At 58.0% G+C, this 23,190-nt stretch carries 21 protein-coding genes; 15 read left to right on the top strand and 6 right to left on the bottom strand.

Annotated elements, in window-relative coordinates; translation table 11 throughout:
- Nucleotides 1-57: 57 nt before the first annotated feature.
- The 4 genes from GS611_RS04650 to GS611_RS04635 form a co-directional block, all read right to left on the bottom strand.
- Nucleotides 58-294, bottom strand: a complete 237-nt coding sequence (locus GS611_RS04650) for a BolA/IbaG family iron-sulfur metabolism protein (protein WP_152457878.1) — start codon at nt 292-294, stop codon at nt 58-60.
- Between the two features lie 135 nt (nt 295-429).
- Nucleotides 430-2,589 carry a phosphoribosylformylglycinamidine synthase subunit PurL gene (gene purL, locus GS611_RS04645; protein WP_171632705.1) on the bottom strand — a complete coding sequence of 720 codons (2,160 nt, stop codon included), beginning with the start codon at nt 2,587-2,589 and terminating at the stop codon, nt 430-432.
- A 180-nt stretch (nt 2,590-2,769) separates the two neighbouring features.
- Nucleotides 2,770-5,016 carry a mechanosensitive ion channel family protein gene (locus GS611_RS04640; RefSeq protein WP_171632702.1) on the bottom strand — a complete coding sequence of 749 codons (2,247 nt, stop codon included), beginning with the start codon at nt 5,014-5,016 and terminating at the stop codon, nt 2,770-2,772.
- A 269-nt stretch (nt 5,017-5,285) separates the two neighbouring features.
- Entirely contained in the window at nt 5,286-6,194 is a 909-nt protein-coding gene (locus GS611_RS04635; RefSeq protein ID WP_171116088.1) for a LysR family transcriptional regulator, read from the bottom strand.
- 169 nt (nt 6,195-6,363) lie between these two features.
- Between GS611_RS04635 and GS611_RS04630 the strand changes: the two genes are divergently transcribed.
- The 10 genes from GS611_RS04630 (at nt 6,364) to GS611_RS04585 (ending at nt 17,778) form a co-directional block, all read left to right on the top strand.
- Entirely contained in the window at nt 6,364-9,783 is a 3,420-nt protein-coding gene (locus GS611_RS04630; RefSeq protein ID WP_171632700.1) for an indolepyruvate ferredoxin oxidoreductase family protein, read from the top strand.
- A 78-nt stretch (nt 9,784-9,861) separates the two neighbouring features.
- Nucleotides 9,862-10,740 carry a lysophospholipid acyltransferase family protein gene (locus GS611_RS04625; RefSeq protein ID WP_171632698.1) on the top strand — a complete coding sequence of 293 codons (879 nt, stop codon included), beginning with the start codon at nt 9,862-9,864 and terminating at the stop codon, nt 10,738-10,740.
- A gap of 8 nt (nt 10,741-10,748) precedes the next feature.
- Nucleotides 10,749-11,558, top strand: a complete 810-nt coding sequence (locus tag GS611_RS04620) for a glutamate racemase (RefSeq protein ID WP_171632695.1) — start codon at nt 10,749-10,751, stop codon at nt 11,556-11,558.
- A gap of 94 nt (nt 11,559-11,652) precedes the next feature.
- Nucleotides 11,653-12,681 (top strand): N-acetyl-gamma-glutamyl-phosphate reductase, encoded by a 1,029-nt coding sequence (argC, locus tag GS611_RS04615; RefSeq protein ID WP_171632692.1) that lies wholly within the window; start codon nt 11,653-11,655, stop codon nt 12,679-12,681.
- Nucleotides 12,682-12,688: 7 nt separating this feature from the next.
- Nucleotides 12,689-13,135: a cytochrome c maturation protein CcmE gene (gene ccmE / locus GS611_RS04610; protein WP_171116077.1), complete on the top strand. Its 447-nt coding sequence runs from the start codon at nt 12,689-12,691 to the stop codon at nt 13,133-13,135.
- 118 nt (nt 13,136-13,253) lie between these two features.
- Complete coding sequence (locus tag GS611_RS04605; protein ID WP_171632690.1) at nt 13,254-13,865, top strand: holin-associated N-acetylmuramidase; 612 nt, start codon at nt 13,254-13,256, stop codon at nt 13,863-13,865.
- The gene (locus GS611_RS04600) at nt 13,856-14,434 is read left to right on the top strand and encodes a holin family protein (RefSeq protein WP_171632686.1); all 579 of its coding nucleotides are present in this window, start codon (nt 13,856-13,858) and stop codon (nt 14,432-14,434) included. Before GS611_RS04605 ends, GS611_RS04600 begins: the two co-directional genes overlap by 10 nt.
- A gap of 75 nt (nt 14,435-14,509) precedes the next feature.
- Entirely contained in the window at nt 14,510-16,474 is a 1,965-nt protein-coding gene (locus GS611_RS04595) for a heme lyase CcmF/NrfE family subunit (protein ID WP_171632683.1), read from the top strand.
- On the top strand, nt 16,471-16,926 hold the full coding sequence (locus GS611_RS04590) for a cytochrome c-type biogenesis protein (RefSeq protein ID WP_171632679.1): 456 nt from the start codon (nt 16,471-16,473) through the stop codon (nt 16,924-16,926). Before GS611_RS04595 ends, GS611_RS04590 begins: the two co-directional genes overlap by 4 nt.
- A 75-nt stretch (nt 16,927-17,001) precedes the next feature.
- The gene (locus GS611_RS04585; protein WP_171632676.1) at nt 17,002-17,778 is read left to right on the top strand and encodes an enoyl-CoA hydratase-related protein; all 777 of its coding nucleotides are present in this window, start codon (nt 17,002-17,004) and stop codon (nt 17,776-17,778) included.
- A gap of 11 nt (nt 17,779-17,789) precedes the next feature.
- Here the strand turns inward: GS611_RS04585 and bmt are convergent, their stop codons facing one another.
- Both bmt and GS611_RS04575 read right to left on the bottom strand, forming a co-directional pair.
- Nucleotides 17,790-18,803, bottom strand: a complete 1,014-nt coding sequence (bmt, locus tag GS611_RS04580) for a betaine--homocysteine S-methyltransferase (RefSeq protein ID WP_171632672.1) — start codon at nt 18,801-18,803, stop codon at nt 17,790-17,792.
- A 122-nt stretch (nt 18,804-18,925) separates the two neighbouring features.
- Nucleotides 18,926-19,243, bottom strand: coding sequence for a DUF1476 domain-containing protein (locus GS611_RS04575; protein WP_171632670.1), 318 nt, complete (start codon nt 19,241-19,243; stop codon nt 18,926-18,928).
- Between the two features lie 187 nt (nt 19,244-19,430).
- Here GS611_RS04575 and purC point away from each other — a divergent pair, with 187 nt between their 5' ends.
- From purC to purQ, 5 genes are all read left to right on the top strand, one after another.
- Complete coding sequence (gene purC / locus GS611_RS04570) at nt 19,431-20,186, top strand: phosphoribosylaminoimidazolesuccinocarboxamide synthase (protein ID WP_117869044.1); 756 nt, start codon at nt 19,431-19,433, stop codon at nt 20,184-20,186.
- Nucleotides 20,187-20,325: 139 nt separating this feature from the next.
- Nucleotides 20,326-20,991 carry a MarC family protein gene (locus GS611_RS04565; protein ID WP_171632666.1) on the top strand — a complete coding sequence of 222 codons (666 nt, stop codon included), beginning with the start codon at nt 20,326-20,328 and terminating at the stop codon, nt 20,989-20,991.
- Nucleotides 20,992-21,106: 115 nt separating this feature from the next.
- Complete coding sequence (purS, locus tag GS611_RS04560) at nt 21,107-21,337, top strand: phosphoribosylformylglycinamidine synthase subunit PurS (RefSeq protein WP_117872765.1); 231 nt, start codon at nt 21,107-21,109, stop codon at nt 21,335-21,337.
- A 4-nt stretch (nt 21,338-21,341) separates the two neighbouring features.
- Nucleotides 21,342-22,385 carry a zinc-dependent alcohol dehydrogenase family protein gene (locus GS611_RS04555; protein WP_171632663.1) on the top strand — a complete coding sequence of 348 codons (1,044 nt, stop codon included), beginning with the start codon at nt 21,342-21,344 and terminating at the stop codon, nt 22,383-22,385.
- 11 nt (nt 22,386-22,396) lie between these two features.
- The gene (gene purQ / locus GS611_RS04550; protein ID WP_171632659.1) at nt 22,397-23,065 is read left to right on the top strand and encodes a phosphoribosylformylglycinamidine synthase subunit PurQ; all 669 of its coding nucleotides are present in this window, start codon (nt 22,397-22,399) and stop codon (nt 23,063-23,065) included.
- Nucleotides 23,066-23,190: the final 125 nt, after the last annotated feature.

Genomic DNA, 23,190 nt, shown 5'->3' with positions numbered 1-23,190 from the left:
CCTGTTCGTTTCTCCAACGGGAGAGTCATATGTTCGCCTCGAAAGAAGCCGAGAAGCTTATTCCGGCACTTTGGTGGTGAGCGCCAGCGCGTGCAATTCTCCGTCCGGGCCGTCCATCTTGCCCTTCAGAGCTGCGTAAACAGCGCGCTGTTGCTGAACCCGGTTTTTGCCGCGAAAGCTTTCATCCACCACCATGGCAGACATATGAACACCGTCATTTCCGCCGACCTGAATCTCGGCGTCGGGAAAGGCTTCGCGCAGCAGGTGTTCGATTTCGTGGGCGCTCATCGGCATGTAGATAACTCCAGAAGGTCTTTCCCAAGATGTAGAGCGCATGAACCGGGCGTGCAAGAGCACTGGCACATGCAAAAACAACCAAACCCGCACCGGATCACAGCGCGGGTTTCGATTGGCATTCGCGTTGCGTTGTTAGGCGACAGCCTCGGCAAAGCTGTTGCGGTAAATCGCGGCAAGTTCATCAAGCGAGGCTTCCGAGCTGCCGATCTTCACCGTATCGCCGGTGAAACGACCAACCGCATTCAGTGGAACGCCGGCCTGACCGGCCGCAATCATCAATGCCTCGGCCTGATCGAAATTGCACGCAACAAGATAGCGGGCCTGATCTTCACCGAACAGGAATTCAGTCGGGGCGTCGTCAAGACATACGCCAACGCCTGCGGCTTCTGCCAGTTCGAAGGCAGCCAGAGCGATGCCGCCATCGCTGACGTCGGTGCAGGCCTTGATCATCTCGCGGTTGGCGCGGATGAAATCACCGTTGCGCTTTTCGGCATCCAGATCGACATGCGGGGCGTCGCCGTCTTCGCGGTTGAACACCTCGGCCAGAAGGGCGGATTGACCCAGATGCCCCTTGGTTTCACCGATCACAAGCGCAACGTGGCCTTCGCGCACCTCGTTGCCGATGATCTCGTCCGAGTGCTGCAACAGGCCGACTGCGCCAATGGTGGGGGTCGGCAGAATGGCCTGTCCGTCAGTCTCATTGTACAGCGAGACGTTACCCGACACGATCGGCATATCCAAGGCGCCGACTGCGGCGCCGATGCCCTGTATGGCACCGACAAACTGGCCCATGATCTCGGGCTTTTCAGGATTGCCGAAGTTCAGGTTGTCGGTTGTGGCCAGCGGCTTGGCTCCGACGGCGGTCAGGTTGCGATAGGCTTCGGCCACGGCTTGTTTGCCGCCCTCAATAGGGTTTGCGCGCACATAGCGCGGGGTCACGTCGGATGTGAAGGCAAGCACCTTGTCGGTCCCGTGGACGCGGACCATGCCCGCACCCAGACCCGGCGTGCGGACGGAATCCGCCATCACCATGGTGTCGTACTGTTCATAGACCCACTGTTTGCCTGCGTAGTTGGGCGAAGCGAGCAGGGCGCGCAGCCCGTCAATCGGGTCGATCTGGGGCACTTCGGCCAGTTCCTCTGCCTGTGGCGTAGGCTCCCATGGGCGGTCGTATTCCGGCGCGGTAGAAGACAGTTTGGACAGAACCAGATCGGCTTTGACTTCACCGTTATGCATGATCAGAAAGCGGTCTTCGGCAATGGTTTCGCCAACGATCGCGAAATCAAGATCCCATTTTTCGAACACGGCGCGGGCCTCGGCCTCAAGCTCGGGCTTGAGGACCATCAGCATACGCTCCTGAGATTCGGACAGCATCATTTCATAGGCTGTCATGTTTTCTTCGCGCTGAGGAACGTTTTCCAGATCAAGGCGCACGCCAAGGCCACCCTTGTCACCCATTTCAACGGCCGAGCAGGTCAGGCCCGCCGCGCCCATGTCCTGGATCGAGATCACCGCACCGGTCTGCATCAGTTCCAGCGTCGCCTCCATCAGGCGTTTTTCAGTGAAGGGGTCGCCGACCTGAACGGTGGGACGCTTTTCTTCGATTGTGTCGTCGAATTCGGCGGATGCCATGGTTGCACCACCCACACCATCACGCCCGGTTTTTGCGCCCAGATAGACGACGGGCATACCCACGCCCGACGCGGCCGAGTAGAAAATCTTGTCGCTGTCGGCCAGACCAGCGGCAAAGGCGTTAACAAGGCAGTTGCCATTGTATGCGGGGTGAAAGCGCACTTCGCCACCGACGCAAGGCACACCGAAGCAGTTGCCATAGCCACCGATGCCCTCGACCACGCCGTTGACCAGTTGACGGGTCTTGTGATGGCCGGGTTCGCCAAAAGACAATGCGTTCATGGACGCAATGGGACGCGCGCCCATGGTAAAGACGTCGCGCAGGATGCCCCCCACGCCGGTCGCCGCACCCTGATAGGGTTCGATGTAAGACGGGTGGTTGTGGCTTTCCATCTTGAAGACCACGGCCTGACCGTCGCCAATGTCCACCACGCCTGCGTTTTCACCGGGTCCGCAGATCACCTGGGGCCCAGAGGTGGGCAGGGTGCGCAGCCATTTCTTCGAAGATTTGTAGGAACAGTGCTCGTTCCACATGGCCGAGAAAATGCCGAGCTCGGTGAAAGTAGGTTCACGCCCGATGATCTCGAGGATCATGTCATATTCCTCGGGCTTGAGCCCGTGTGCGGCAATCAGATCGGGTGTGATGGCGGGCTCTTGCATCTTCTGTCCTGTGTCCAAGTGGGCCGAGATTGCGCGCCTTGTAGGGCAAGCGCGCGCGTGTGGAAAGGGTCAAGACGGCGCAGGTTGCGTCTTTCAAAGAAAAACGGAACCGGCATCACTGCCGGTTCCGGATGAATGCGTCCCAAAATGGGTGCATGCAGCTGGCGTGGACCGCGAAGCTTACGCCGATCCCTGATCCTTGTTGAGCTGCGCTGCGGCTGCGGCACCAACAGCTGTCTTCTGTTCCGGGGTCAGGTTTTCATTGTCGTCCAGACCCGGAATTGCAACGCGCACCTCGCGGCGGGCAAAGTCGATGCCGTTTTCCTTGAAGGCCGCCTTGACCCGGTTGAAGATCTCCTTGCGCAGTGTGAACTGCTTGCCGGGCTTGGCCATGAACTTGCCGCGGATGATCATGCCGACATCGTCAAAATCGAACACACCTTGCGACTTGAACGGTTGCAGGAAGCCATCCTTGTGGGTCTCGTCCTCCATCATCTCAGCACCGATCTTCTTGAAGATCTTCTTGACCTTGTTGGGATCGGTGTCGAACGGCACGGTGAATTTCAGCTTCATGATCACCCAGTCGCGGCTGAAATTTGTCAGCTTCTGAATCTCACCGTAGGGTATCGTGTGTACAGGGCCGCGATGGTGACGCAACTGCATCGAGCGAACCGAGATTTTCTCGACAGTGCCCATCGTGCCGCCGACATCGACATATTCTCCGACGCGGAAGGCATCGTCGATCAGGAAGAAAACCCCGCCCACGATATCAGCAACCAGCTTCTGCGCACCAAAACCGATCGCCAGTCCCAGAACACCGGCACCGGCCAAAAGCGGTGTTATATTGATGCCCAATGCGCCCAGCGCCAGCAGGCCAAAAATCACGGCAATCGTAATCTGGGCCGTGATCCGCATCAGGGGCAGAACCGTCGCCAGACGAGAGCCGCCGACACCGCCGCCTTCACCGCCTGCTTCTTCGTCCAGCGCCTCGGCCGCAGTCTGTTCCTTGGCCAATCGGCGGTTGATCCAGAGCGAGACGACCTCGTTTAGGATATAGCCAACGGCGATGATCAGCAGGAATTCGATCACGGCACCGCCGACTTCGGCACCGACACCGGCCGAAGCGACATTGCGCAGGTCAAGATGCCATACGCGTGCAATCATGAAAACTACGACCAAGCCGGCGATAACGCGACCAATCCGGATGTAGCTGCGTTTCGCGGAACGGTAGGCGCGTTCAGCAAGAGGGCCTTCGCCCGACATTGGCGGTTGCAAATGCCGCACAAGACCGCGGATCAGCGTATCCAGCGCAGGTGCAATCAACAACCAGAACATCGTCGTGAAATGCGCGCCGCTGGTCAGCAATCTCAATGTTGCCGGATCACGCTGCGCGACCAGGAACTCGACCAGCAGCCAGATTGCCACCGAAACGCCGATGGCAAAATAGGGGTAATAATGTGCAACTTCTTCATCGAATTTCGTGTGATCCGGGTCTGTCCCCAGCATCATCTGCGACAGACCTTCACGCGCGGTCCAGGCGATTGCGGCGATATAGACGTGAATTGCCGCGTTCAGCCAGAAGCCAATGCGGGTATCGTCACCCGTGACGCCATTGAGTGCGTTGAACCGAACGACGAACAGCGTGAACCCGATCAGGATCAACAGACCGATCAGGTTACGGTGCAGGTACTTTGCCCAGTGGTCGTCGATATTGACCAACCGAAATTGCGGCTTCTCCGGCGCCAGAACAAACCGGGACGCTGCTGCACCCAATCGCGGCACCCAGATGAGATAGAATACAAACGGTGCAGCATAGGTGATCTGTTCCGTCGTCAGAAGACCGCGGCCAACCGCGCGGATCACGACATAGAAAATGATCAGCCCGGCGATTTCGCGGCAGAACCGGCGAAACAGGTATCTGACGGCGCCCCAAAGGTCGGCCTCGTCCGCGGCTTCGGTTGCTTCATGCCAGCGTCGGGTCAGGAAAATGAACAGCTTTTCCGCAATGAACCCGACAACAAGCACAGAGAGGACAAGCCCTATAAGTGTAAAGACACCGGTCGATCCGAACGTATCGCTAAAATTGCTGAACGCGGTAATCTGCGCCGTCACTATGTTGGGAAGCGTGGTCAGGACATGTGTCCAAGACGCGACCATTTCAGCCCAGATCTCGCCTATCTCGGTCAACGGGTCTTCTACGTTTGCTTTTTCGGCGGCTTGTTTTTCCGCCACGGCATCAAGGCGTTCCAACAGAATTGCGCGAACCTGATCATCGGACATGCGAGCAACAAGATCGTCGACCTGCTCGGGTGTCAGGTCTTCCGGGATGGTCACTGTAGAAGTTGAACCGGAGTCCTGTGCATATAGTGGCACTGCCATGAATAACGCGGAGACGAGCGCCAAAACCAGACGGAGTGGGTGGAACATGTATTTTCCCTCAAACACGAAATTGTATCGTTTTTTGAGGATCATATGCCTATGCGTGTATTTTTCCCAGAGCTTTCGCTGACTTAATGCAGGGTCCAGCCAAAAAAAAGGCCGAGCTATAAGCTCGGCCGTAGTCCAACAGGGAGGTATGAAGATGATGAGCGTTTCAGCATCACCGCCTTCGAGTGCTCATTTAGGGGTCAGTTAGTGAACGTTCAAGACAATTAACCCTGTGAACACTTCATGTCCGTTATGCTATTTGCGCATAGCTACAGTTTTCCCATCTGTTTCAGTTGTTTACGCTGTGCGATGATTTCGTCCTGCACGAAATCGCGAAACGCTCCAACGCGTTTTGAATGCCGTAATTCTTCCGGGTAAGCCAGATAAACCGGAACATCTGCGGTTTCTATGTCTGACAGGATGGGCACGAGGTGCGGAAAATCCTGTGTGACGTAATCGGGCAGAACACCGATGCCCAGATTGTGCAAAACGCCCTGAAGCACGCCAAAATAGTTGTTCACAGTCAGCAAAGAGCCGGGATTATAGGTCATCAGGTGGCGCACCATGGCGGCACTGGCGCCAACCTGCGGCGCCGCAGGGGTCTGACAAATCAGACGGTGGTCCTTGATCTCTTCCAGGGACTGCAACATGCCGCCGTGGTTTTCGATATAATCCTGGGTTGCATACAACATCATCTGAACGGTCATAAGGCGCTTGCGCACCAGGTCGGCCTGGCTTGGCTCTTTCATGCGGATGGCGACGTCCGCTTCGCGCATCGGAAGATCCAGAACGCGTTCTTCAAGCATCAGGTCGATGTTCAGGTCAGGGTATTGCTCATACAGTTTCGGCAAGCGCGGTGCCAGCCAGAGTGTACCAAAGCCGAAGGTCGTCGTGACCCGCAAAACACCGAAGACTTCTTCCTCGCTGTCCCGAATACGCGCGGCTGCGGCATCCAGCCGTTTCGACATGGCAGATGTGGCGTCAAACAACAACTCGCCCTGTTCGGTGAGAATCAGCCCCCGCGCGTGACGGTGGAACAGAGTGGCATCCAGAGACTCTTCCAATGCGCGGATCTGTCGGCTTACGGCGGATTGAGACAGGTTCAGCTTGTCTCCGGCGTGCGTAAGGCTGCCCGCATCGGCCACCGCATGAAATATTCTAAGCTTGTCCCAATCCATTACCGCAACTTTCGTTATCTTTCAGAAGCCCTATATGAAATAGGTGACAAGTTCTACATTCAATGGACGAAATCGTTACATATCAGTGGATAAATTCTATACAGGTCAGAAATTATGACCTAAAATAAGTCCAAGTATAGCACACTGATCTGACGAGGGGAGACGTCTGATGAGCCAGCCACAGATAACGCTGAACGACCGGTTCGATCTTGAGAAAAACCCGGTTCTTCTGAATGGAACGCAGGCGCTTGTGCGCTTGATGCTGATGCAAAAGGCCAGAGACCGGCAAGCGGGCCTTAACACCGCGGGATTGGTCACCGGATACCGCGGGTCGCCTTTGGGGGCAGTGGATCAGCAAATGATGCGGGCCCAAAAGCCACTGGCCGAAAGCGATATCACGTTTCAATTCGGTTTGAACGAAGACCTGGCGGCCACCGCGCTTTGGGGCAGCCAGCAGGCGGGCCTGCGCGGCGACGGCAAATTCGATGGGGTCTTCGGGCTTTGGTATGGCAAGGGGCCGGGCGTTGACCGGTCCGGTGACGTCATGCGCCACGCAAACATGGCAGGGACAGCCAAACATGGCGGTGTGCTCATGGCGATGGGCGATGACCATACCGGCGAAAGCTCGACGGTGCTGCATCAGTCGGAATGGTCGCTGGTCGACATGTACATGCCGATCGTCAGCCCCGCTGGCGTTCAGGAAATCCTTGATTATGGAATTTACGGATTTGCACTCAGCCGTTTTGCGGGGGTCTGGGTGGGCCTGAAGACGATGAAGGACACGATCGAAGTCACCTCGGTCGTGGATGGAAGTCCGGACCGGATGCAAATGGTCATCCCAGAATTCGACATGCCGGAAGGTGGGTTGAACATCCGGTTGGGCGACACGCCGCATCTGCAGGAAACGCGTGTCATCGATTACAAAAGGTTCGCGGCCGAAACGTTTTCACACGCCAACAAGCTGGACAGGCGGATGTGGGGCAAACCCGGCGCCAAGATCGGTTTTGTCGCGGCGGGCAAGAACTGGCTGGACCTGACACATGCGCTTTCGCTTCTGAATATCAACGAAGCCGAGGCCGAGCGTCTGGGGATTACCACATACAAGGTGGGGCAGACTTTCCCGCTGGATATGGTCGGATTCCACGATTGGGCCGAGGGGCTGGACCTGATCGTGATCGTCGAGGAAAAGCGCAAGCTGATCGAGGTTCAGGTCAAAGAGGCCATCTTTGACGACCGGCGCGGACGCCGGGTCTATGGCTGGTACAAAGGCGGTGCCGGGACACTGCACCGCGAAGAACTGTTCCCGACGCGCGGTGCGCTTGACCCGATCATGATCGCTGAAAAGCTGGGCGAGATCCTGATTGAAGAGGGGCGCGAGACCGATGGTATCCGGGCCGGGCTGGCGTCTTTGTCAGAAGCGCGCCGGGCCGACAACGCACAGGAAATAGCCACGCGGCTTCCGTATTTCTGTTCTGGCTGCCCGCATAACAGCTCGACAAGGGTACCGGAAGGCAGCCGCGCCTATGCCGGTATTGGCTGTCACTACATGGTTCAATGGATGGATCGAGAGACGACCGGTTTCACTCAGATGGGAGGGGAAGGCGCCAACTGGATCGGCGAGGCTCCGTTTTCGACGACCAAGCACGTGTTCCAGAACCTTGGCGATGGCACGTACAACCATTCGGGCGTTCAGGCGATCCGGGCTGCATTGTCCGCAGGAACGAACATCACCTTCAAGATATTGTTCAACGACGCGGTTGCCATGACCGGCGGGCAGGACAATGAAGGCGACCTGACCGCCGAACGGATCGTTGCCGAGGTCAAGGCAATGGGTGTCCGAGAGGTAGCCGTGGTTTACGATGAAAAAGAGGACGTCAACTTCAAGGCTCTACCCGCCAGCGTTCAGACATACGAGCGTGCCGATCTCATGCAGGTGCAGGAGAAGTTTCGCGAGATCGAGGGCGTATCGGTCATCGTCTACGTACAAACCTGCGCTGCCGAAAAGCGCCGCCGCCGCAAGCGCGGCACATTCCCCGATCCCGACAAGCGTGTGTTCATCAACACCGATGTCTGCGAAGGCTGCGGCGATTGCGGTGTACAGTCAAACTGCGTGTCGATCGTTCCCAAACAGACCGAGCTGGGCCGCAAGCGGGCCATTGATCAATCGAGCTGCAACAAGGATTACTCGTGCTTGAACGGTTTCTGCCCGTCATTCGTGACGCTTGAGGGCGCGAAAATTCGCAAAGAGGCGACGACCGAAATTGATCTGCCAGATTTGCCAACACCAGATCTGCCGAAGATCACCGGCACGCACAACGTCGTGATTACCGGCGTCGGCGGTACTGGTGTCGTCACCATTGGCGCTATCCTTGCGCAGGCGGCGCAGATCGACGGAAAAGGCGCGGGCATGATGGAAATGGCGGGGCTGGCGCAAAAAGGCGGCGCAGTCCACATCCACTGTAGATTGGCCAACCGCCCCGAGGACATCAGCGCGATTCGCGTCGCCACTGGCGAGGCCCACGCGCTGATCGGTGGCGATCTGGTGGTCTCGGCCGGCGCAAAGACGTTGGGCCTGACGCGCACCGGACGTACGGGGGCCGTCGTGAACAGCCATGAAACGGTGACGGGCGACTTCACGCGTGATACCGAGTTCCGCATTCCGGCGGATCAGCTGGAACTGGCCCTGCAAGCGCGGCTGAAAGAAGATGTCTCGCTGTTTGATGCGACCGAACTGGCGCGCGCGGTGATGGGGGATTCAATCTATTCCAACATGATGATCTTTGGCGCGACCTGGCAGCGCGGGCTGTTGCCGGTCAGCCATCAGGCGATCTTTGAGGCCATCGAATTGAACGGCACGGCGGTCGAACGCAACAAACGTGCGTTTGATATCGGACGTTGGGCGGTTCTGCACCCGGAAGACGTGCAATCCATCCTTGCGCCGACCGTGGCCGAGATGCCCAAGACACTGGACCAAATCATCGCTTTTCGCGCACAGCACCTGACGGAATATCAAAGCGCCCGGCTGGCCAGGCGGTACCGCAAGCTGGTGGACAGTGTCGAGGACGCATATGTGCGCGAAGCGGTGGCGAAAGGGTATCACAAGCTGTTGTCATACAAGGACGAATACGAGGTTGCACGTCTTCTGCTGACCAGTCGGGAAAAAGCGGCGGCCGAGTTTGATGGTGACTTCAAGATGACCTTTCACCTTGCCCCGCCGATATTCGGCGGATCGGGTAGCAATGGCAGGCCGAAAAAGCGCGCGTTCAGCGAATCCATCCTGACTGCATTGAAGCTGTTGACCAAACTCAAGGCATTGCGCGGCACACCACTGGACATTTTTGGATATTCATCCGAACGCAAGATGGAGCGCGCCCTGATCCGACAGTATGAAAAGGACATGCGCGAGGTACTGCCCTTGGTGTCGCAGGACACCCGTGATGCGATTGCTGCCCTGGCTCGTTTGCCGCTGGATATCCGCGGATTTGGGCCGGTACTGCGGGAAAATGAGGCCAAGGCTGCGAAACGGCGAGAAGAGCTGCTGGCCGTCATCCGCAGCGGTGGGCCTGAATTGCAAGCTGCGGCAGAGTAATTCGTCACAAGGGTGTCACGATAGCTGGTCAAACCTGTTGCTTGTACTTATTTTGCGGGCAGCAAAACGGAGCCCTTCATGTCTTCTCGTCGTCATGTCGTTCGTGAGATCTCGTATGCGCATTCCGCCGAAACCAAGGGGGGGCGGTTGGTCATCAGGCTGATGGAGAACACCACGGGACGGTTGCGTCTGATCAAACGGGCGGACGGATACGAAAAAGAAGTCGCAAAGGGTCGGGATTTTTGGTCGGTCATGGTCGATCGCTATGGATTGACCTTGGATGTCGTTGGTGGCGCGCTGGCGAATATCCCCAAGGAAGGTCCGCTTATCCTGATTGCAAACCATCCATATGGAATTCTGGATGGGCTGATGATGGGGCATATATTGTCTCAGACCCGTGGTGATTTCCGAATTCTCGCAAATCGCGTTTTCCGCAAGGCTGAAGACCTGAACCGTATCGTTTTGCCTGTTTCGTTTGATGAAACGAAAGAAGCGGTGAAACTGAACCTGGATACGCGGAAGACTGCATTGAATTACCTTGGCGATGGCGGCGCGATCGGGATTTTCCCTGGGGGTACGGTCAGCACCGGCGTTAATCCGTTTGCCCATCCTATGGATCCGGGTTGGCGCGGTTTCACGGCCCGAATGGTGGCGAAATCCAACGCCACTGTCGTTCCGGTGTTCTTCGACGGGCACACGTCACGTCTGTTTCAGATTGCTAGCCATATGCACAACACCCTGCGCATGGGGTTGCTGATCAAGGAATTCAAAAAACGTGTCGATACTCCGGTCAAAGTGGTGATTGGCACGCCTATCGGGCGCGACATTCTGGATCCGCTGGGCAAGGATACGCGCAAGATGATGGATTTCCTGCGCAAAGCGACGTATGAGCTGTCTCCGACACCGCTGAAGTCTTATGACTATGGCTATGAATTTGAGGAACGGCATCGCGCCTGAAGGGGCTAATGGCAGTAGGTATCTTTGATTCCGGATTGGGCGGTCTTACCGTCCTGAGCGCCGCGCAGACACGACTGTCTGACGTTGATTTCCTGTATTACGCGGACAGCGCGCATGCCCCATACGGTGTGCGCGATGCCGAGGACATCTATCAGCTGACCCGAAAGGCCGTGCAGGACCTTTGGGATCGCGGCTGCAACTTGGTGATTCTGGCCTGCAACACAGCCAGCGCGGCGGCGCTGCGCCGGATGCAGGAAGAGGGCGTGCCCGAAGGCAAACGTGTGCTTGGTGTCTTTGTTCCCTTGATCGAAGCCCTGACCGAACGGCAATGGGGCGACAATTCCCCACCACGCGAAGTGGCGGTCAAGCATGTCGCCTTGTTCGCCACGCCCGCCACTGTATCCAGCCGGGCCTTTCAGCGCGAGCTGGCGTTCCGGGCAATTGGTGTGGATGTCGAGGCGCAGGCATGTGGTGGAGTCGTGGATGCCATTGAAGACGGTGACATGATCCTGGCCGAGGCGCTGGTGCGCAGCCATGTGGAAGCCCTCAAGCGCAAGATGCCTGAACCGCAGGCGGCCATTCTGGGCTGTACGCATTACCCGCTAATGGCTGACGTGTTTCAGGCGGCATTGGGACCTGACGTGCAGGTCTATAGCCAGGGGGAGTTGGTCGCGGAAAGCCTTGCGGATTATCTGCATCGCCACCCCAACATGCTGGGTAGTGGCCCGGGAGGGTTCCTGACGACGGGGAAACCCAATGTGGTGAGCGATCGGGCGACACAGTTCCTCCGACGACAAATCACATTCGAGGCTGCCTGACTTCGGTCAAGGACGCGGCCGCTCTGCTTTCATTATTTCAAGACCGTCGCATCGGCGGTCGTAACATGTGACACACGTTGAGAAGAGGTCTGACATGACCCATAAAATCGCAATTCTGGGCGCTTCGGGTTATACCGGTGCGGAACTGGTGCGGCTGATCGCCGAACACCCTAACATGGAAATCGCCGCGCTGGCCGCGGAACGCAAGGCGGGGATGACCATGGCGCAGGTTTTCCCGCATCTGCGCCACATGGACCTGCCGGATCTGTGCAAGATTTCCGAGATCGATTTTTCCCGGATCGATCTGTGTTTTTGTGCCCTTCCGCACAAGACCAGCCAGGAAGTGATCAGTGCACTGCCCAAGGATCTGAAGATCATCGATCTGTCTGCTGACTTCCGGCTGACTGACCCGGATGAATATGAAAAGTGGTACGGAAACCCGCATACCGCGCTCGAGCAGCAGGAAGAGGCCGTTTATGGCCTGACCGAGTTCTATCGCGACGAAATCCGGGGCGCACGGCTGGTGGCGGGTACGGGGTGCAACGCGGCAACCGGTCAATACGTTCTGCGGCCGCTTGTTTCTGCCGGGGTGATTGATCTGGACGATATCGTGCTGGATCTGAAATGTGCTGTATCCGGGGCAGGGCGGTCGCTGAAGGAAAACCTGCTGCACGCCGAACTGAGCGAGGGCACCAACGCCTATGCCGTCGGCGGGACCCACAGGCATCTGGGCGAGTTCGATCAGGAGTTTTCCAAGCTGGCCGGGCGTACGGTTCATGTGCAGTTCACTCCGCACCTGATCCCTGCAAACCGGGGCATTCTGGCCACGACCTACGTAAAAGGTGACCCGCTGAGCATCTATGAAACGCTTGCAAAGGCTTATGCGGATGAGCCTTTCATTCAGATGCTGCCGATGGGCGAGACACCATCGACCCACCATGTGCGCGGGTCCAACTTCTGTCATATCGGAGTTGTGGTAGATCGGATCGAACGGCGTGCGATCGTGATCGCGGCGCTGGATAACCTGACAAAAGGTAGCAGTGGCCAAGCCTTGCAGAACGCCAATCTGATGTTAGGTGAGATTGAAACCCGGGGCCTGATGATGGCACCGTTATTCCCGTGAGGACGGTATGAAAACGCTCAAGAAACGTCGCCGAGTACAAGTCATTCTGGTAGCTGTCGTTGCCTTGGTGGCATCGACGGCGTTGATTGGCTATGCCATGCGCGACGGGATCAACTTTTTCCGCTCGCCAAGCCAGGTGATTGCCGAACCACCCAAGCCGACCGAGGTCTTTCGGATTGGCGGCCTGGTCGAAGAAGGTTCGATCATCCGCGGGCAGGGCGAAACCGTACATTTTGTCGTCACCGACGGCGGCGAAAGCGTCAAGGTTTCTTTCACCGGGGTTCTGCCTGATTTGTTTTCGGAAAATCAGGGCATGGTCGGCACCGGACGTTACGTGAACGGCGTGTTCGAAGCCACGGAAATTCTTGCCAAACATGACGAAACCTATATGCCGAAGGAAGTCGTGGACGCGTTGAAAGAGCAGGGCGTGTACAAAGAGGCTGAAGAAAGCTGACCTGACCCACATTTGTGTTGAGGGCGTTGCGCGCGGGATGCAGGCAGCGCCCTCGGTCGTTCAGGCTTGTTAATTCTTTTTCGGGATCGTCAGCGCCATTCAACGAAATGAGGGCGCTATGCAAACGGTTCGGCAGATTGCCAATGAAATTGTGCGTCGGGAAGGCGGGTACGTGAATGACCCGGACGATCCGGGCGGGGCAACCAAATTCGGTGTCACCATCCATACGATGCGCCGGCTTGGATTGGACCTGACCGGGGATGGGCTGGTTGACGTGGCGGATGTCCGGGCGCTTACTCAGCGCGAGGCGGTCGACATCTTTGTTCAGCACTACTTTGAAAAGCCACGCATCGCGCTGTTGCCGGATGTTCTGCATGCCCCTGTCTTCGACATGTACGTCAATGCCGGTGCGCAAGCAGCAATAATCCTGCAACGGCTTTTGCGTGATATGGGGTTTGACGTCGTGGCAGATGGCGTGATCGGCGCGCAAACGGCACAGGCGTGCGAAGACGCGGCCCAACCAGACCCCAACGCGTTGCGCGATGCGTATGGCGTGGCGCGGCGGAACTATTACTTTCGGCTGGCCGACAAACGCCCGGCATCCAGAAAATACGCGCGCACCCGATCCGGTGGCAAAGGAGGCTGGATCAAACGGGCCGAAGAGTTTCTGTCGCCACGCTATCGTCTGACGGAAAGTGAATTCAAGGAAAGGGTTGCGGCATGGGGTTGATCTCGGGGGTATTGGCGCTGCTGTTTGGGGGCGGTCGCAACGCTGTGCGTGAGACGGTTGAAATATACCGGGAAAACGCCGAGTCCCGTGCCGAGCGCGCGACAGAGTTGCAAAGTCAGGCAATGACGCAGTTCGGCCGAGAGTTCGTGGTTCCTCAAAAAGGCCTGTTCGACCGCGTTATGGATGGCGTGAACCGGTTGCCGCGACCGGCGTTGGCACTAGGAACGCTGGGATTGTTTGTTGCCGCGATGGTGGATCCGCTGTGGTTCGCTGAACGCATGCAGGGCATTGCGCTGGTGCCGGAACCTCTTTGGTGGTTGCTGGGCGTGATTGTGTCTTTCTATTTTGGCGCGCGCCATCAGAGCAAAATGCAGGATTTTCAGCGGGATATAGGCGCAGCCATGCAGCGGTTGCCGACGGTCATGGGGAACATAGAAACAGTACGGGCCATGCGCAGCGACAGCCCGGGCGTCGCCGACCCCGGCCCTGATGGCAACCTGATACAGAACGCCTCGCGTCCTGATGCGAATCCAGCATTGACCGATTGGCGCAAGCTTCGGGGGCTTTGACCCGCGACACTATGTGCCCCCGGATCGTGCGAAAGTTAATGGCCCCCGGTTCAGCCTCGCAGTATATTCCGGGGCATGATTACAGAGCTTGGCCACTTCGCCCTCATCCTCGCCTTTTTCGTCGCCATCGTGCAAAGCGTGGTGCCTCTGATCGGTGCGTCAAAAAACTGGACCGGCTGGATGGCTTTTGCCGAGCCTGCTGCCATCGTCCAGTTTCTGCTGACTGCATTTTCCTTCGGTGCGCTGATCTGGGCATTCATCGTGTCGGACTTTTCGCTGCGGATCGTGGTCGAAAACAGTCATTCGGCCAAGCCGATGATCTACAAGATCAGCGGGACGTGGGGAAACCACGAAGGATCGATGTTGCTTTGGGTGCTGATTGTCACGCTGTTCGGAGCGATGGCGGCGTTCTTTGGGGGCGGGTTGCCCCCAAGCCTGAAGGCGCGTGTGCTTGCGGTTCAATCTGCCATTGCCGTGGCATTTTTTGCTTTCATTCTGTTTACCTCGAACCCGTTTGACCGGCTGGCAATTGCGCCGTTTGACGGGCGGGACTTGAACCCGTTGCTGCAGGATCCCGGTTTGGCCTTCCACCCGCCGTTTCTGTATCTCGGCTATGTGGGGCTGAGCATGGCGTTCAGTTTTGCCATCGCCGCGCTGATCGAAGGGCGTATCGATGCGGCTTGGGGGCGCTGGGTTCGCCCATGGACGCTGGCGGCCTGGGTCTTTCTGACCATCGGCATCGCCTTGGGGTCCTGGTGGGCCTATTATGAACTAGGCTGGGGCGGCTTCTGGTTCTGGGATCCGGTTGAGAACGCTTCTTTCATGCCGTGGCTCCTGGCGGCAGCGCTGCTGCATTCGGCAATTGTTGTTGAAAAGCGCGAGGCGCTGAAAAGCTGGACCATCCTGCTGGCAATCATTGCCTTCGGGTTTTCGCTGATCGGAACATTCATCGTTCGTTCGGGGCTGCTGACCTCGGTTCACGCCTTTGCCAATGACCCGGAACGCGGGGTGTTCATCCTGTTCATTCTGGTGGTTTTCATCGGCGGGGCGCTGACTTTGTTTGCCGCGCGGGCGCAGGCGATGGAGGCCAAGGGTGTTTTCGGCATGGTCAGCCGCGAAAGCGCGCTAATCGTAAACAACGTCCTGCTGGCGGTCAGTTGTTTCGTGGTCTTTGTCGGTACCATGTGGCCGATGGTGGCCGAGATGATGTTTGATCGCAAACTCTCGGTCGGAGCGCCGTTTTTCAACGCTGCATTCTCCCCATTCATGGTTTTGCTGGGATTGATCCTTCCCATCGGGGCCATGTTGCCGTGGAAACGCGGGCGGATTGGAAAAACGGCCTGGTCGCTGCGCTATGCCTTTGGTCTCGCCTTGGCGATTGCCCTGTTGGTTTGGGCGATGCAGACCGGCCGCAGCGCTTTGGGGCCGGTGGGTCTATTCCTTGGGGCGTGGATTACATTTTGCGCGATCGTTGATCTGTGGAGCCGTACGGGGCGCAATGGCAGCCTGAAACGCTTGTTCCGTCTGCCTGGGGCGGATTGGGGTAAAGCCGTTGCTCATACCGGGCTGGGTGTTACCATCTTTGCCATTGCAGGCCTGACTGCGTGGGAGGACGAGGATATTCGTGTCGCCCAACCCAACCAACCTTTCGAAGTGGGACAGTTCACGCTGACGCTGCAAGATGTCCGTCGGGTCGAGGGGCCGAACTATTTTTCGACTACGGCGGATGTTCTGGTTGAAAAGAATGGCCGTCCGATCGGGACATTGCACCCGGAAAAACGGGACTACCCCGTTGCGCGGATGCCCACGACCGAAGCGGCGATCGATTATCGTTTCCTCGGGGACCTTTACGTCGTGATCGGCGATCAACAGGCAGATGGTGGCTGGGTTATGCGAACCTATATCAAGCCGCTGGCAAACTGGATCTGGGGCGGCTGTATCCTGATGGCGCTTGGCGGTGTCCTGAGCCTGTGTGACAGGCGCTTCCGCGTGGCCGCAGGCGCAAGAAAAACCCCGGTCGGCGGAGTACCTGCGGAATGAAACGCATTGTTCTGATTGTGATGATGTTCGCAACCCCTGTCTTTGCGGTGCAGCCTGACGAGGTTCTGGATGATCCGGTTCTGGAACAGCGTGCGCGGGATCTCAGCGCCGGACTGCGTTGCCTTGTGTGCCGCAATGAGAGCATCGACGAAAGCAACGCGGATCTCGCGCGCGATCTGCGTGTGTTGTTGCGGGAACGGCTGGTGGCTGGGGATACGGATGAACAGGCGATCGCGTTTATCGTTGATCGGTATGGCGAATACGTACTTCTGAAACCGACTGCCAGCGGCTCGAACCTGTTTTTGTGGCTGGCCGGGCCAATCATGCTGTTGATCGCTGCCGCGGTTGGGTTGAACTTTCTCCGTACCCGGGCCAAGGCCCGTGCGTCAGTGGACTCTGCCGCGTTGAGTGAGGACGAAAAAGAACGTCTGCGTCAAATTCTTGAAGACTGACGCGTGGTTCTGCTTTTCCCGTCCCGTCCGGGCCAGTAAGTGTGCAAAAACACATGGCGCGACGGGAGGGTTTTCATGAATTACGAAACGGTTGCTCTGGAGATTGCAGATGGTCTGGCAGTTCTGACGCTGAACAGGCCGGACAAGATGAACGCGCTGACCACCCAGATGCGGGCAGAGATTACGCATGCGATGAAAGATGCAGCGGTCAAGGCGCGCTGTGTCGTCATCACCGGTTCGGGCCCTGCGTTTTGTTCCGGGCAGGATCTGGGCGATGCGTCTTCAACCGGCAAGATCGATCTGGAACGGTCGCTGCGCGATGAATATGAACCGATGCTGGAGACGATCCACAATTGCCCGGTGCCCACGATTGCCGCGGTGAACGGACCGGCGGCCGGGGCAGGCGCGAACCTTGCCCTTTGTGCAGATGTGGTGATTGCCACCGAAAGCGCCTATTTCCTACAGGCATTTGCCCGTATCGGTCTGCTTCCCGATGCCGGGGGGACATGGTTCATGCCCCGCCAGATGGGGTTGGCCAAAGCAATGGGCGCGGCCTTGTTTGCCGACAAGATCACCGCAAAGCAGGCGGATGAATGGGGCATGATCTGGGAAGCCGTGCCGGATGACGCCTTCGCCGATCATTGGCGCAAGAGGGCAGAGTATCTGGCAAAAGGCCCCACGGCCGCCTATGGCGCAATCAAGCAATCCATTCGCGGAACGTATGAAAACACCCTGCAACAGCAGCTTGCGACCGAGGCGCACCTGCAAGGCGAATGTGGCCGTTCGCGGGACTTTGCCGAAGGTGTTGTGGCCTTCATGGAAAAACGCCCTCCGAAATTCGAAGGGCGCTGATCAGGCTGGCATCATGCGCGGCGGCGGCGGCGTGTGCGGCGATCCGGTGCCGCATCATCGTCCGTCCCGTCCGAGGCGGATGTGAACGGACCCAGCGTATCAGTGATCTGATCGAGTGTCGGGCGTTCGCCACGAGGTGTGGTATCCAGCGCCTCACGCATCTTGCGCAGGTGGTCGGGCATGGTTCCGCAGCACCCGCCAATGATGGTCGCGCCGGCATCCCGCGCCATGGCGGCATACTGCCCCATCAGTTCGGGCGTGCCGTCATAATGGATGTGACCATCCACATATTTCGGAATGCCTGCATTGCCCTTCGAAATCAGCGGGCGTTCAGTCCCTTGCGCGGCAAATCCCAGTACGGTGCGCAGAATGTCGGATGCGCCGGTGCCGCAATTCGCACCGAAAGCGATGGGAGGATTCGGCAGGGTTTCGACCAGTTGTGCCAGATCGGCCGAGGTGACACCCATCATCGTGCGTCCGGCCGTGTCAAAGCTCATTGTGCCGCACCAGGGCATGTCGGCCAGGGCAAAGGCTTCGGCGGCGGCGCGAAACTCTTCCGGGGCGCTGATGGTTTCCACCCACAGAACATCCACCCCACCTTCTTTCAGCGCTTCCGCCTGTTCGTGGAACATTTCCACGGCTTCCGCGTGCGACAGGCTGCCGACCGGTTCCATGATTTCACCAGTCGGGCCGACCGATCCTGCAACGACGACAGGTCGTCCCGCCTTGTCGGCGATTTCGCGCCCCAGCTCGGCGCCGATGCGGTTAAGCTCGCCCACGCGGTTGTGCGCGTCATGCAGTTTCAGCCGTGCCGCTGTGCCGCCGAACGTGTTGGTCAGGAACAGATCGCTGCCTGCATCAACCGACCCCTGATACAGAGCCCGGATCTTGTCCGGGGCATCCACGTTCCAGAGTTCGGGAGCGTCACCAGATTGCAGGCCCATGTTGAACAGATTCGTTCCCGTGGCACCATCGGCCAGAATGGCGTCATTGGATTCCAGAAGCTTGCTCAGCGCGTTTGTCATAGGGTTGTTCCAGGAAAAGGCGCAAAACGCCGTTAAAAAAAAGAGACGCCCCGTGTCTCATGACCAAGGCGTCAAATCAAATTCATAAAACTCATGAAGATCATGAGTCGGACGCCCTGGGCTCAGTTGGTCTCGCTCAGAACCTGTGCCTTGGCTTCCGGCAGAAGCTCGGCCATTTTTGCGCGGATTTCCTCGACCGAGGACAGGTTGCCCAGGTCACCCGAAACCTTGCGAACGACATCTTCGTGCCCGGCTTCCTCGAAGTCGGAAATCACGACCGTCTTTGCATATTCTTCGGCGTCGGCACCGGATTTACCCAGTTTTTCAGCAGCCCAAAGACCCAAAAGCTTGTTGCAGCGGGCTTGTGCCTTGAACTGCATCTCTTCATCATGGGCAAACTTGGCTTCAAAGGCGTTTTCGCGTTCGTCGAACGTCGTCATAGGGCAAGGACCTCTTGGGTTATGTCTTCTTTCCTGATGATATGACTATACGACGTCCCATGCGCAAGGGATTTGCGCTGCGTCAAAGCCTCTCGGGTACATGAACTTGCGGGAAATGGGTGCTTGGACTATGAGGACGCCAACGTGAGGGGACTCAATCCCTCTGTGCAGAGTGGAAAGGTCGCTTATGGCGCGTCGCAAGAAAATCTACGAAGGCAAGGCCAAGATTCTGTACGAAGGCCCCGAACCGGGCACCATCGTCCAGTATTTCAAGGATGACGCCACCGCCTTCAACGCGGAAAAGAAGGACGTGATCGACGGCAAGGGTGTGCTCAACAACCGTCTGTCGGAATTCTTCATGACCGGCCTGACCCAGATCGGCATTCCGAACCACTTCATTCGCCGCCTGAACATGCGTGAACAGCTGGTTCGCAACTGCGAAATCGTTCCGCTGGAAGTGATCGTGCGCAACTATGCCGCCGGATCGATGTCCAAGCGCTTGGGCATTGCAGAGGGCACGCAGCTGCCGCGCCCGATTGTCGAGTATTGCTACAAGGACGATTCGCTGGGTGATCCGCTGGTCACCGAAGAACATATCGCCGCGTTTGGCTGGGCCAGCCAGCAGGACATGGACGATATCCTCAGCCTTGCCTTGCGCGTGAACGATTTCATGAGCGGTGTGATGCTGGCGGTGGGCATTCGTCTGGTCGACTTCAAGATCGAGATCGGCCGCGTGTTTGAAGGCGATTATCAGCGACTGATTGTTGCTGACGAGATCAGCCCGGACAGCTGCCGCCTGTGGGATATCGAAACCGGCCAGAAACTGGACAAGGACGTGTTCCGCCGTGATTTGGGCAGTTTGACCGACGCCTATTCCGAAGTTGCACGCCGTCTGGGTGTCCTGCCCAGCAACAATGTCACCAAGCCGACGCTGATCAACTAGGAACAGCCGGACCACAAGTTTGCCAAAGCGCCGCAACCGTGTTTGCGGCGTTTTTTCGTTCGCGGTTGAAATTGACAGTTTCCCGTTTCCCCAGCATGTTTGCCTCGGGCAGGCACAAAAGGTTCAGGATGGGTGTCAAATGGCGGAACTGTTTGATCAGACAGTATTTCTGAAGTTTCTGGCCGCCGTGCTTGCAATCTTCAATCCGCTTTACAACATCCCGATTTTTCTGAGCATGACGAAAAACTGCACCGCGGCAGAACGGCGGCATGTTGCGGTTGTTGTCATGATCTCGGTTACCGTCATTGCACTGACCGCTGTTGTGATCGGGGAAGAGGTGCTTGGGGTTTTTGGCATTGATGTGCCGGCTTTCCGGATAGCCGGAGGGATCATCATCTTCGGAATCGGGATGTCGATGTTGAAGGCCGAGGACCGGCCGCCGGGCGATCAGGCCGCGATGGACGACGGGCACGAGCGGAAACTGAATTTTGCCGTCGTACCGCTGGCGATACCTTTGACCATCGGGCCGGGCACGATTGCCATCACGATCGTTTTTTCGCACCAACTGTCGAACGGTGCCGAAATCGTGACGCTGGGTTCGGCGATCCTGATTGCCTGTGCGATCGTGGGGCTGGGATTGTTGTTCGCAGATCAGATCTCGCGCCTGTTGGGTGAGACAATGATCAACGTCCTGACCCGGATCATGGCCATCCTGCTGGTCGCCGTCGCGGTCGAGATGGTTCTGACTGGCACGTTCCATGCGATTGATGCGCATTATCCGGGATTGGTCAATGAAGGCGAATAGTTGGATTGCTGCGGCAAACTGCTTTGCAAACAGGGTTGTCGAAAGCCATTTGGCGCGCTATCCCCCGCGCAACGAAATGGGTCCCGGATTGCGGCCCGCAGGTGGAGTTGCCAAAATGAAAGCACGGGTTCATGTGATGCTCAAGAACGGGGTGCTGGACCCGCAGGGCGAAGCGGTTCGGCACGCATTGGGCGCAATGGGCTTTGATCAGGTCGAAGGTGTGCGGCAGGGCAAGGTGATCGACCTTGAACTGGCCGACGGCGCGACCGAAGCAGATGTGACCGAGATGTGCGAAAAGCTTTTGGCCAACACGGTTATCGAACGCTACGAGATCGAACTGGTCTGACGGAATGCGGGCCGCGCGTCTGATCACTTACCGTCAGCCGCTTGAGGTAACGACGATCCCGGATCCCGCACCTGCGGATGACGGCGTGGTCGTGCGGGTGCTGGCCTGCGGCGTGTGCCGGTCTGACTGGCACGCGTGGTCTGGTTCGGACCCGGATGTCATCCTGCCCATGACCCCCGGTCATGAATATTGCGGCGAGGTTGTTTCCGTCGGCGCGCGCGTCACCCGGTGGCGTGTCGGGGATCGGGTGATTGCTCCTTTCATTCTGGCCTGTGGCCGGTGTCCGGATTGTGCGCAGGGTCATCAGACGATCTGCGCGGATCAGGTTGTGCCGGGGTTCACCTGTGACGGCGCTTTTGCAGAATATGTCGCGGTGGCCCATGCCGACGCGAACCTGACATCCTTGCCGGACAGCATCGCGCCGGACATCGCGGCCGCGTTGGGTTGCCGCGTGACGACAGCGTGGCAGGCATTGGTCGGTCGGGCACAGGTTCAGGGTGGTGAATGGATTGCCGTCTTCGGCGGCGGCGGTGTCGGGATTTCCACTTTGCTGCTGGGCAAGGCGCTTGGCGCACGTGTGGTAATTGTCGACATCACGGATGACAAACTGAACTATGCCCAGACTCTGGGCGCTGACGCGGTGGTCAATGCGGCAACCTGCGATGCGCCTAAGGTGGTGAAGGAAATCACCGGTGGCGGCGCCCATGTTGCGATCGAGGCGCTTGGCGTCGAAGCTACGACCGTTTCCGCGATGCGTTCCCTGCGCAAAATGGGGCGCATGGTGCAGATCGGGATGCCTGCCGGAGATCACACCCAGATGGCGTTGCCGATGGATGTGCTTTACTCTGACCAGCTTTCCGTCTTTGGCACACGCGGAATGCCAAGCTGGCGCTATCCGTCTTTGTTGTCGCTGATCGCGGGGGGTGGAATTGACCTGAGCCCGTTGGTTACGCGAAAAATATCTCTCAACCAGGTGAGCGCCGAGCTTGCCGCCTTTGACCACCCAACCCCTCCGGGCGTTGCGGTCGTCACCGATTTTGTCTCGTAGGAGGGCCCGCCATGCGCGCAGCCGTAATCGTTTTCCCCGGATCAAATTGTGACCGAGACCTCGCGGTCGCCTTTGAGCAGGCTGGTTTTCAGGTCGACATGGTCTGGCACAAAGATGCGGCGCTGCCGGACGGTATTGATATCGTGGGTGTTCCGGGCGGGTTTTCTTACGGTGACTATCTGCGGTGCGGTGCAATCGCTGCGCAGTCGCCGATCTGCAAGGCCGTGGTCAACCACACTGAACGCGGCGGTTATGCGGTCGGGATCTGCAACGGATTTCAGGTTCTGACGGAAACAGGTATCCTGCCGGGGGCGCTGCTGCGCAATGCCGGGCTGAAATACATTTGCAAGACTGTGGGCCTGAAAGTCGAAACCAGCGACAGCGTGTTTACCGGTGGCTATAACGCAGGCGATGTGATCGGTATTCCGATCGCGCATCACGACGGCAACTATTTCGCGGATGACGCAACGCTGGCGGCGTTGAGAGATCAGGACAGGATCGCATTCACCTATACCGAGAACCCCAACGGATCAGTCGGTGATATCGCGGGGATCCTTTCCGAAAACCGTCGTGTTCTGGGTATGATGCCGCATCCCGAGCGTGCGGCCGATCAAGGGCAAGGCGGCACCGACGGGGCGGCGCTGTTCCGCGCATTGTCAGGTGTGTTTGAAGCGGCGTGACTTGAGGTCACGCGCGCCCGCGCGTAACGTCTGATCATGAACTCGGACGTGCGATCAGGCTGGTCAAAGCTGCTGAAACCGTTTCGCGGCGCCCCGTTGGGGTGGCGGCTGCGGCTGGCTGTTAT

This window comes from Ruegeria sp. HKCCD6119, assembly GCF_013110585.1.
GTDB lineage: Bacteria > Pseudomonadota > Alphaproteobacteria > Rhodobacterales > Rhodobacteraceae > Ruegeria.
Note: the sequence above shows the minus strand (reverse complement) of the source record. Positions and strands in the feature narration are given on the sequence as shown.

Coding starts and splice junctions, on each gene's coding strand:
- GS611_RS04650 (WP_152457878.1), bottom strand. CDS start 294: ATGCCGATGAGCGCCCACGAAATCGAACACCTGCTGCGCGAAGCCTTT.
- purL (WP_171632705.1), bottom strand. CDS start 2,589: ATGCAAGAGCCCGCCATCACACCCGATCTGATTGCCGCACACGGGCTC.
- GS611_RS04640 (WP_171632702.1), bottom strand. CDS start 5,016: ATGTTCCACCCACTCCGTCTGGTTTTGGCGCTCGTCTCCGCGTTATTC.
- GS611_RS04635 (WP_171116088.1), bottom strand. CDS start 6,194: ATGGATTGGGACAAGCTTAGAATATTTCATGCGGTGGCCGATGCGGGC.
- GS611_RS04630 (WP_171632700.1), top strand. CDS start 6,364: ATGAGCCAGCCACAGATAACGCTGAACGACCGGTTCGATCTTGAGAAA.
- GS611_RS04625 (WP_171632698.1), top strand. CDS start 9,862: ATGTCTTCTCGTCGTCATGTCGTTCGTGAGATCTCGTATGCGCATTCC.
- GS611_RS04620 (WP_171632695.1), top strand. CDS start 10,749: ATGGCAGTAGGTATCTTTGATTCCGGATTGGGCGGTCTTACCGTCCTG.
- argC (WP_171632692.1), top strand. CDS start 11,653: ATGACCCATAAAATCGCAATTCTGGGCGCTTCGGGTTATACCGGTGCG.
- ccmE (WP_171116077.1), top strand. CDS start 12,689: ATGAAAACGCTCAAGAAACGTCGCCGAGTACAAGTCATTCTGGTAGCT.
- GS611_RS04605 (WP_171632690.1), top strand. CDS start 13,254: ATGCAAACGGTTCGGCAGATTGCCAATGAAATTGTGCGTCGGGAAGGC.
- GS611_RS04600 (WP_171632686.1), top strand. CDS start 13,856: ATGGGGTTGATCTCGGGGGTATTGGCGCTGCTGTTTGGGGGCGGTCGC.
- GS611_RS04595 (WP_171632683.1), top strand. CDS start 14,510: ATGATTACAGAGCTTGGCCACTTCGCCCTCATCCTCGCCTTTTTCGTC.
- GS611_RS04590 (WP_171632679.1), top strand. CDS start 16,471: ATGAAACGCATTGTTCTGATTGTGATGATGTTCGCAACCCCTGTCTTT.
- GS611_RS04585 (WP_171632676.1), top strand. CDS start 17,002: ATGAATTACGAAACGGTTGCTCTGGAGATTGCAGATGGTCTGGCAGTT.
- bmt (WP_171632672.1), bottom strand. CDS start 18,803: ATGACAAACGCGCTGAGCAAGCTTCTGGAATCCAATGACGCCATTCTG.
- GS611_RS04575 (WP_171632670.1), bottom strand. CDS start 19,243: ATGACGACGTTCGACGAACGCGAAAACGCCTTTGAAGCCAAGTTTGCC.
- purC (WP_117869044.1), top strand. CDS start 19,431: ATGGCGCGTCGCAAGAAAATCTACGAAGGCAAGGCCAAGATTCTGTAC.
- GS611_RS04565 (WP_171632666.1), top strand. CDS start 20,326: ATGGCGGAACTGTTTGATCAGACAGTATTTCTGAAGTTTCTGGCCGCC.
- purS (WP_117872765.1), top strand. CDS start 21,107: ATGAAAGCACGGGTTCATGTGATGCTCAAGAACGGGGTGCTGGACCCG.
- GS611_RS04555 (WP_171632663.1), top strand. CDS start 21,342: ATGCGGGCCGCGCGTCTGATCACTTACCGTCAGCCGCTTGAGGTAACG.
- purQ (WP_171632659.1), top strand. CDS start 22,397: ATGCGCGCAGCCGTAATCGTTTTCCCCGGATCAAATTGTGACCGAGAC.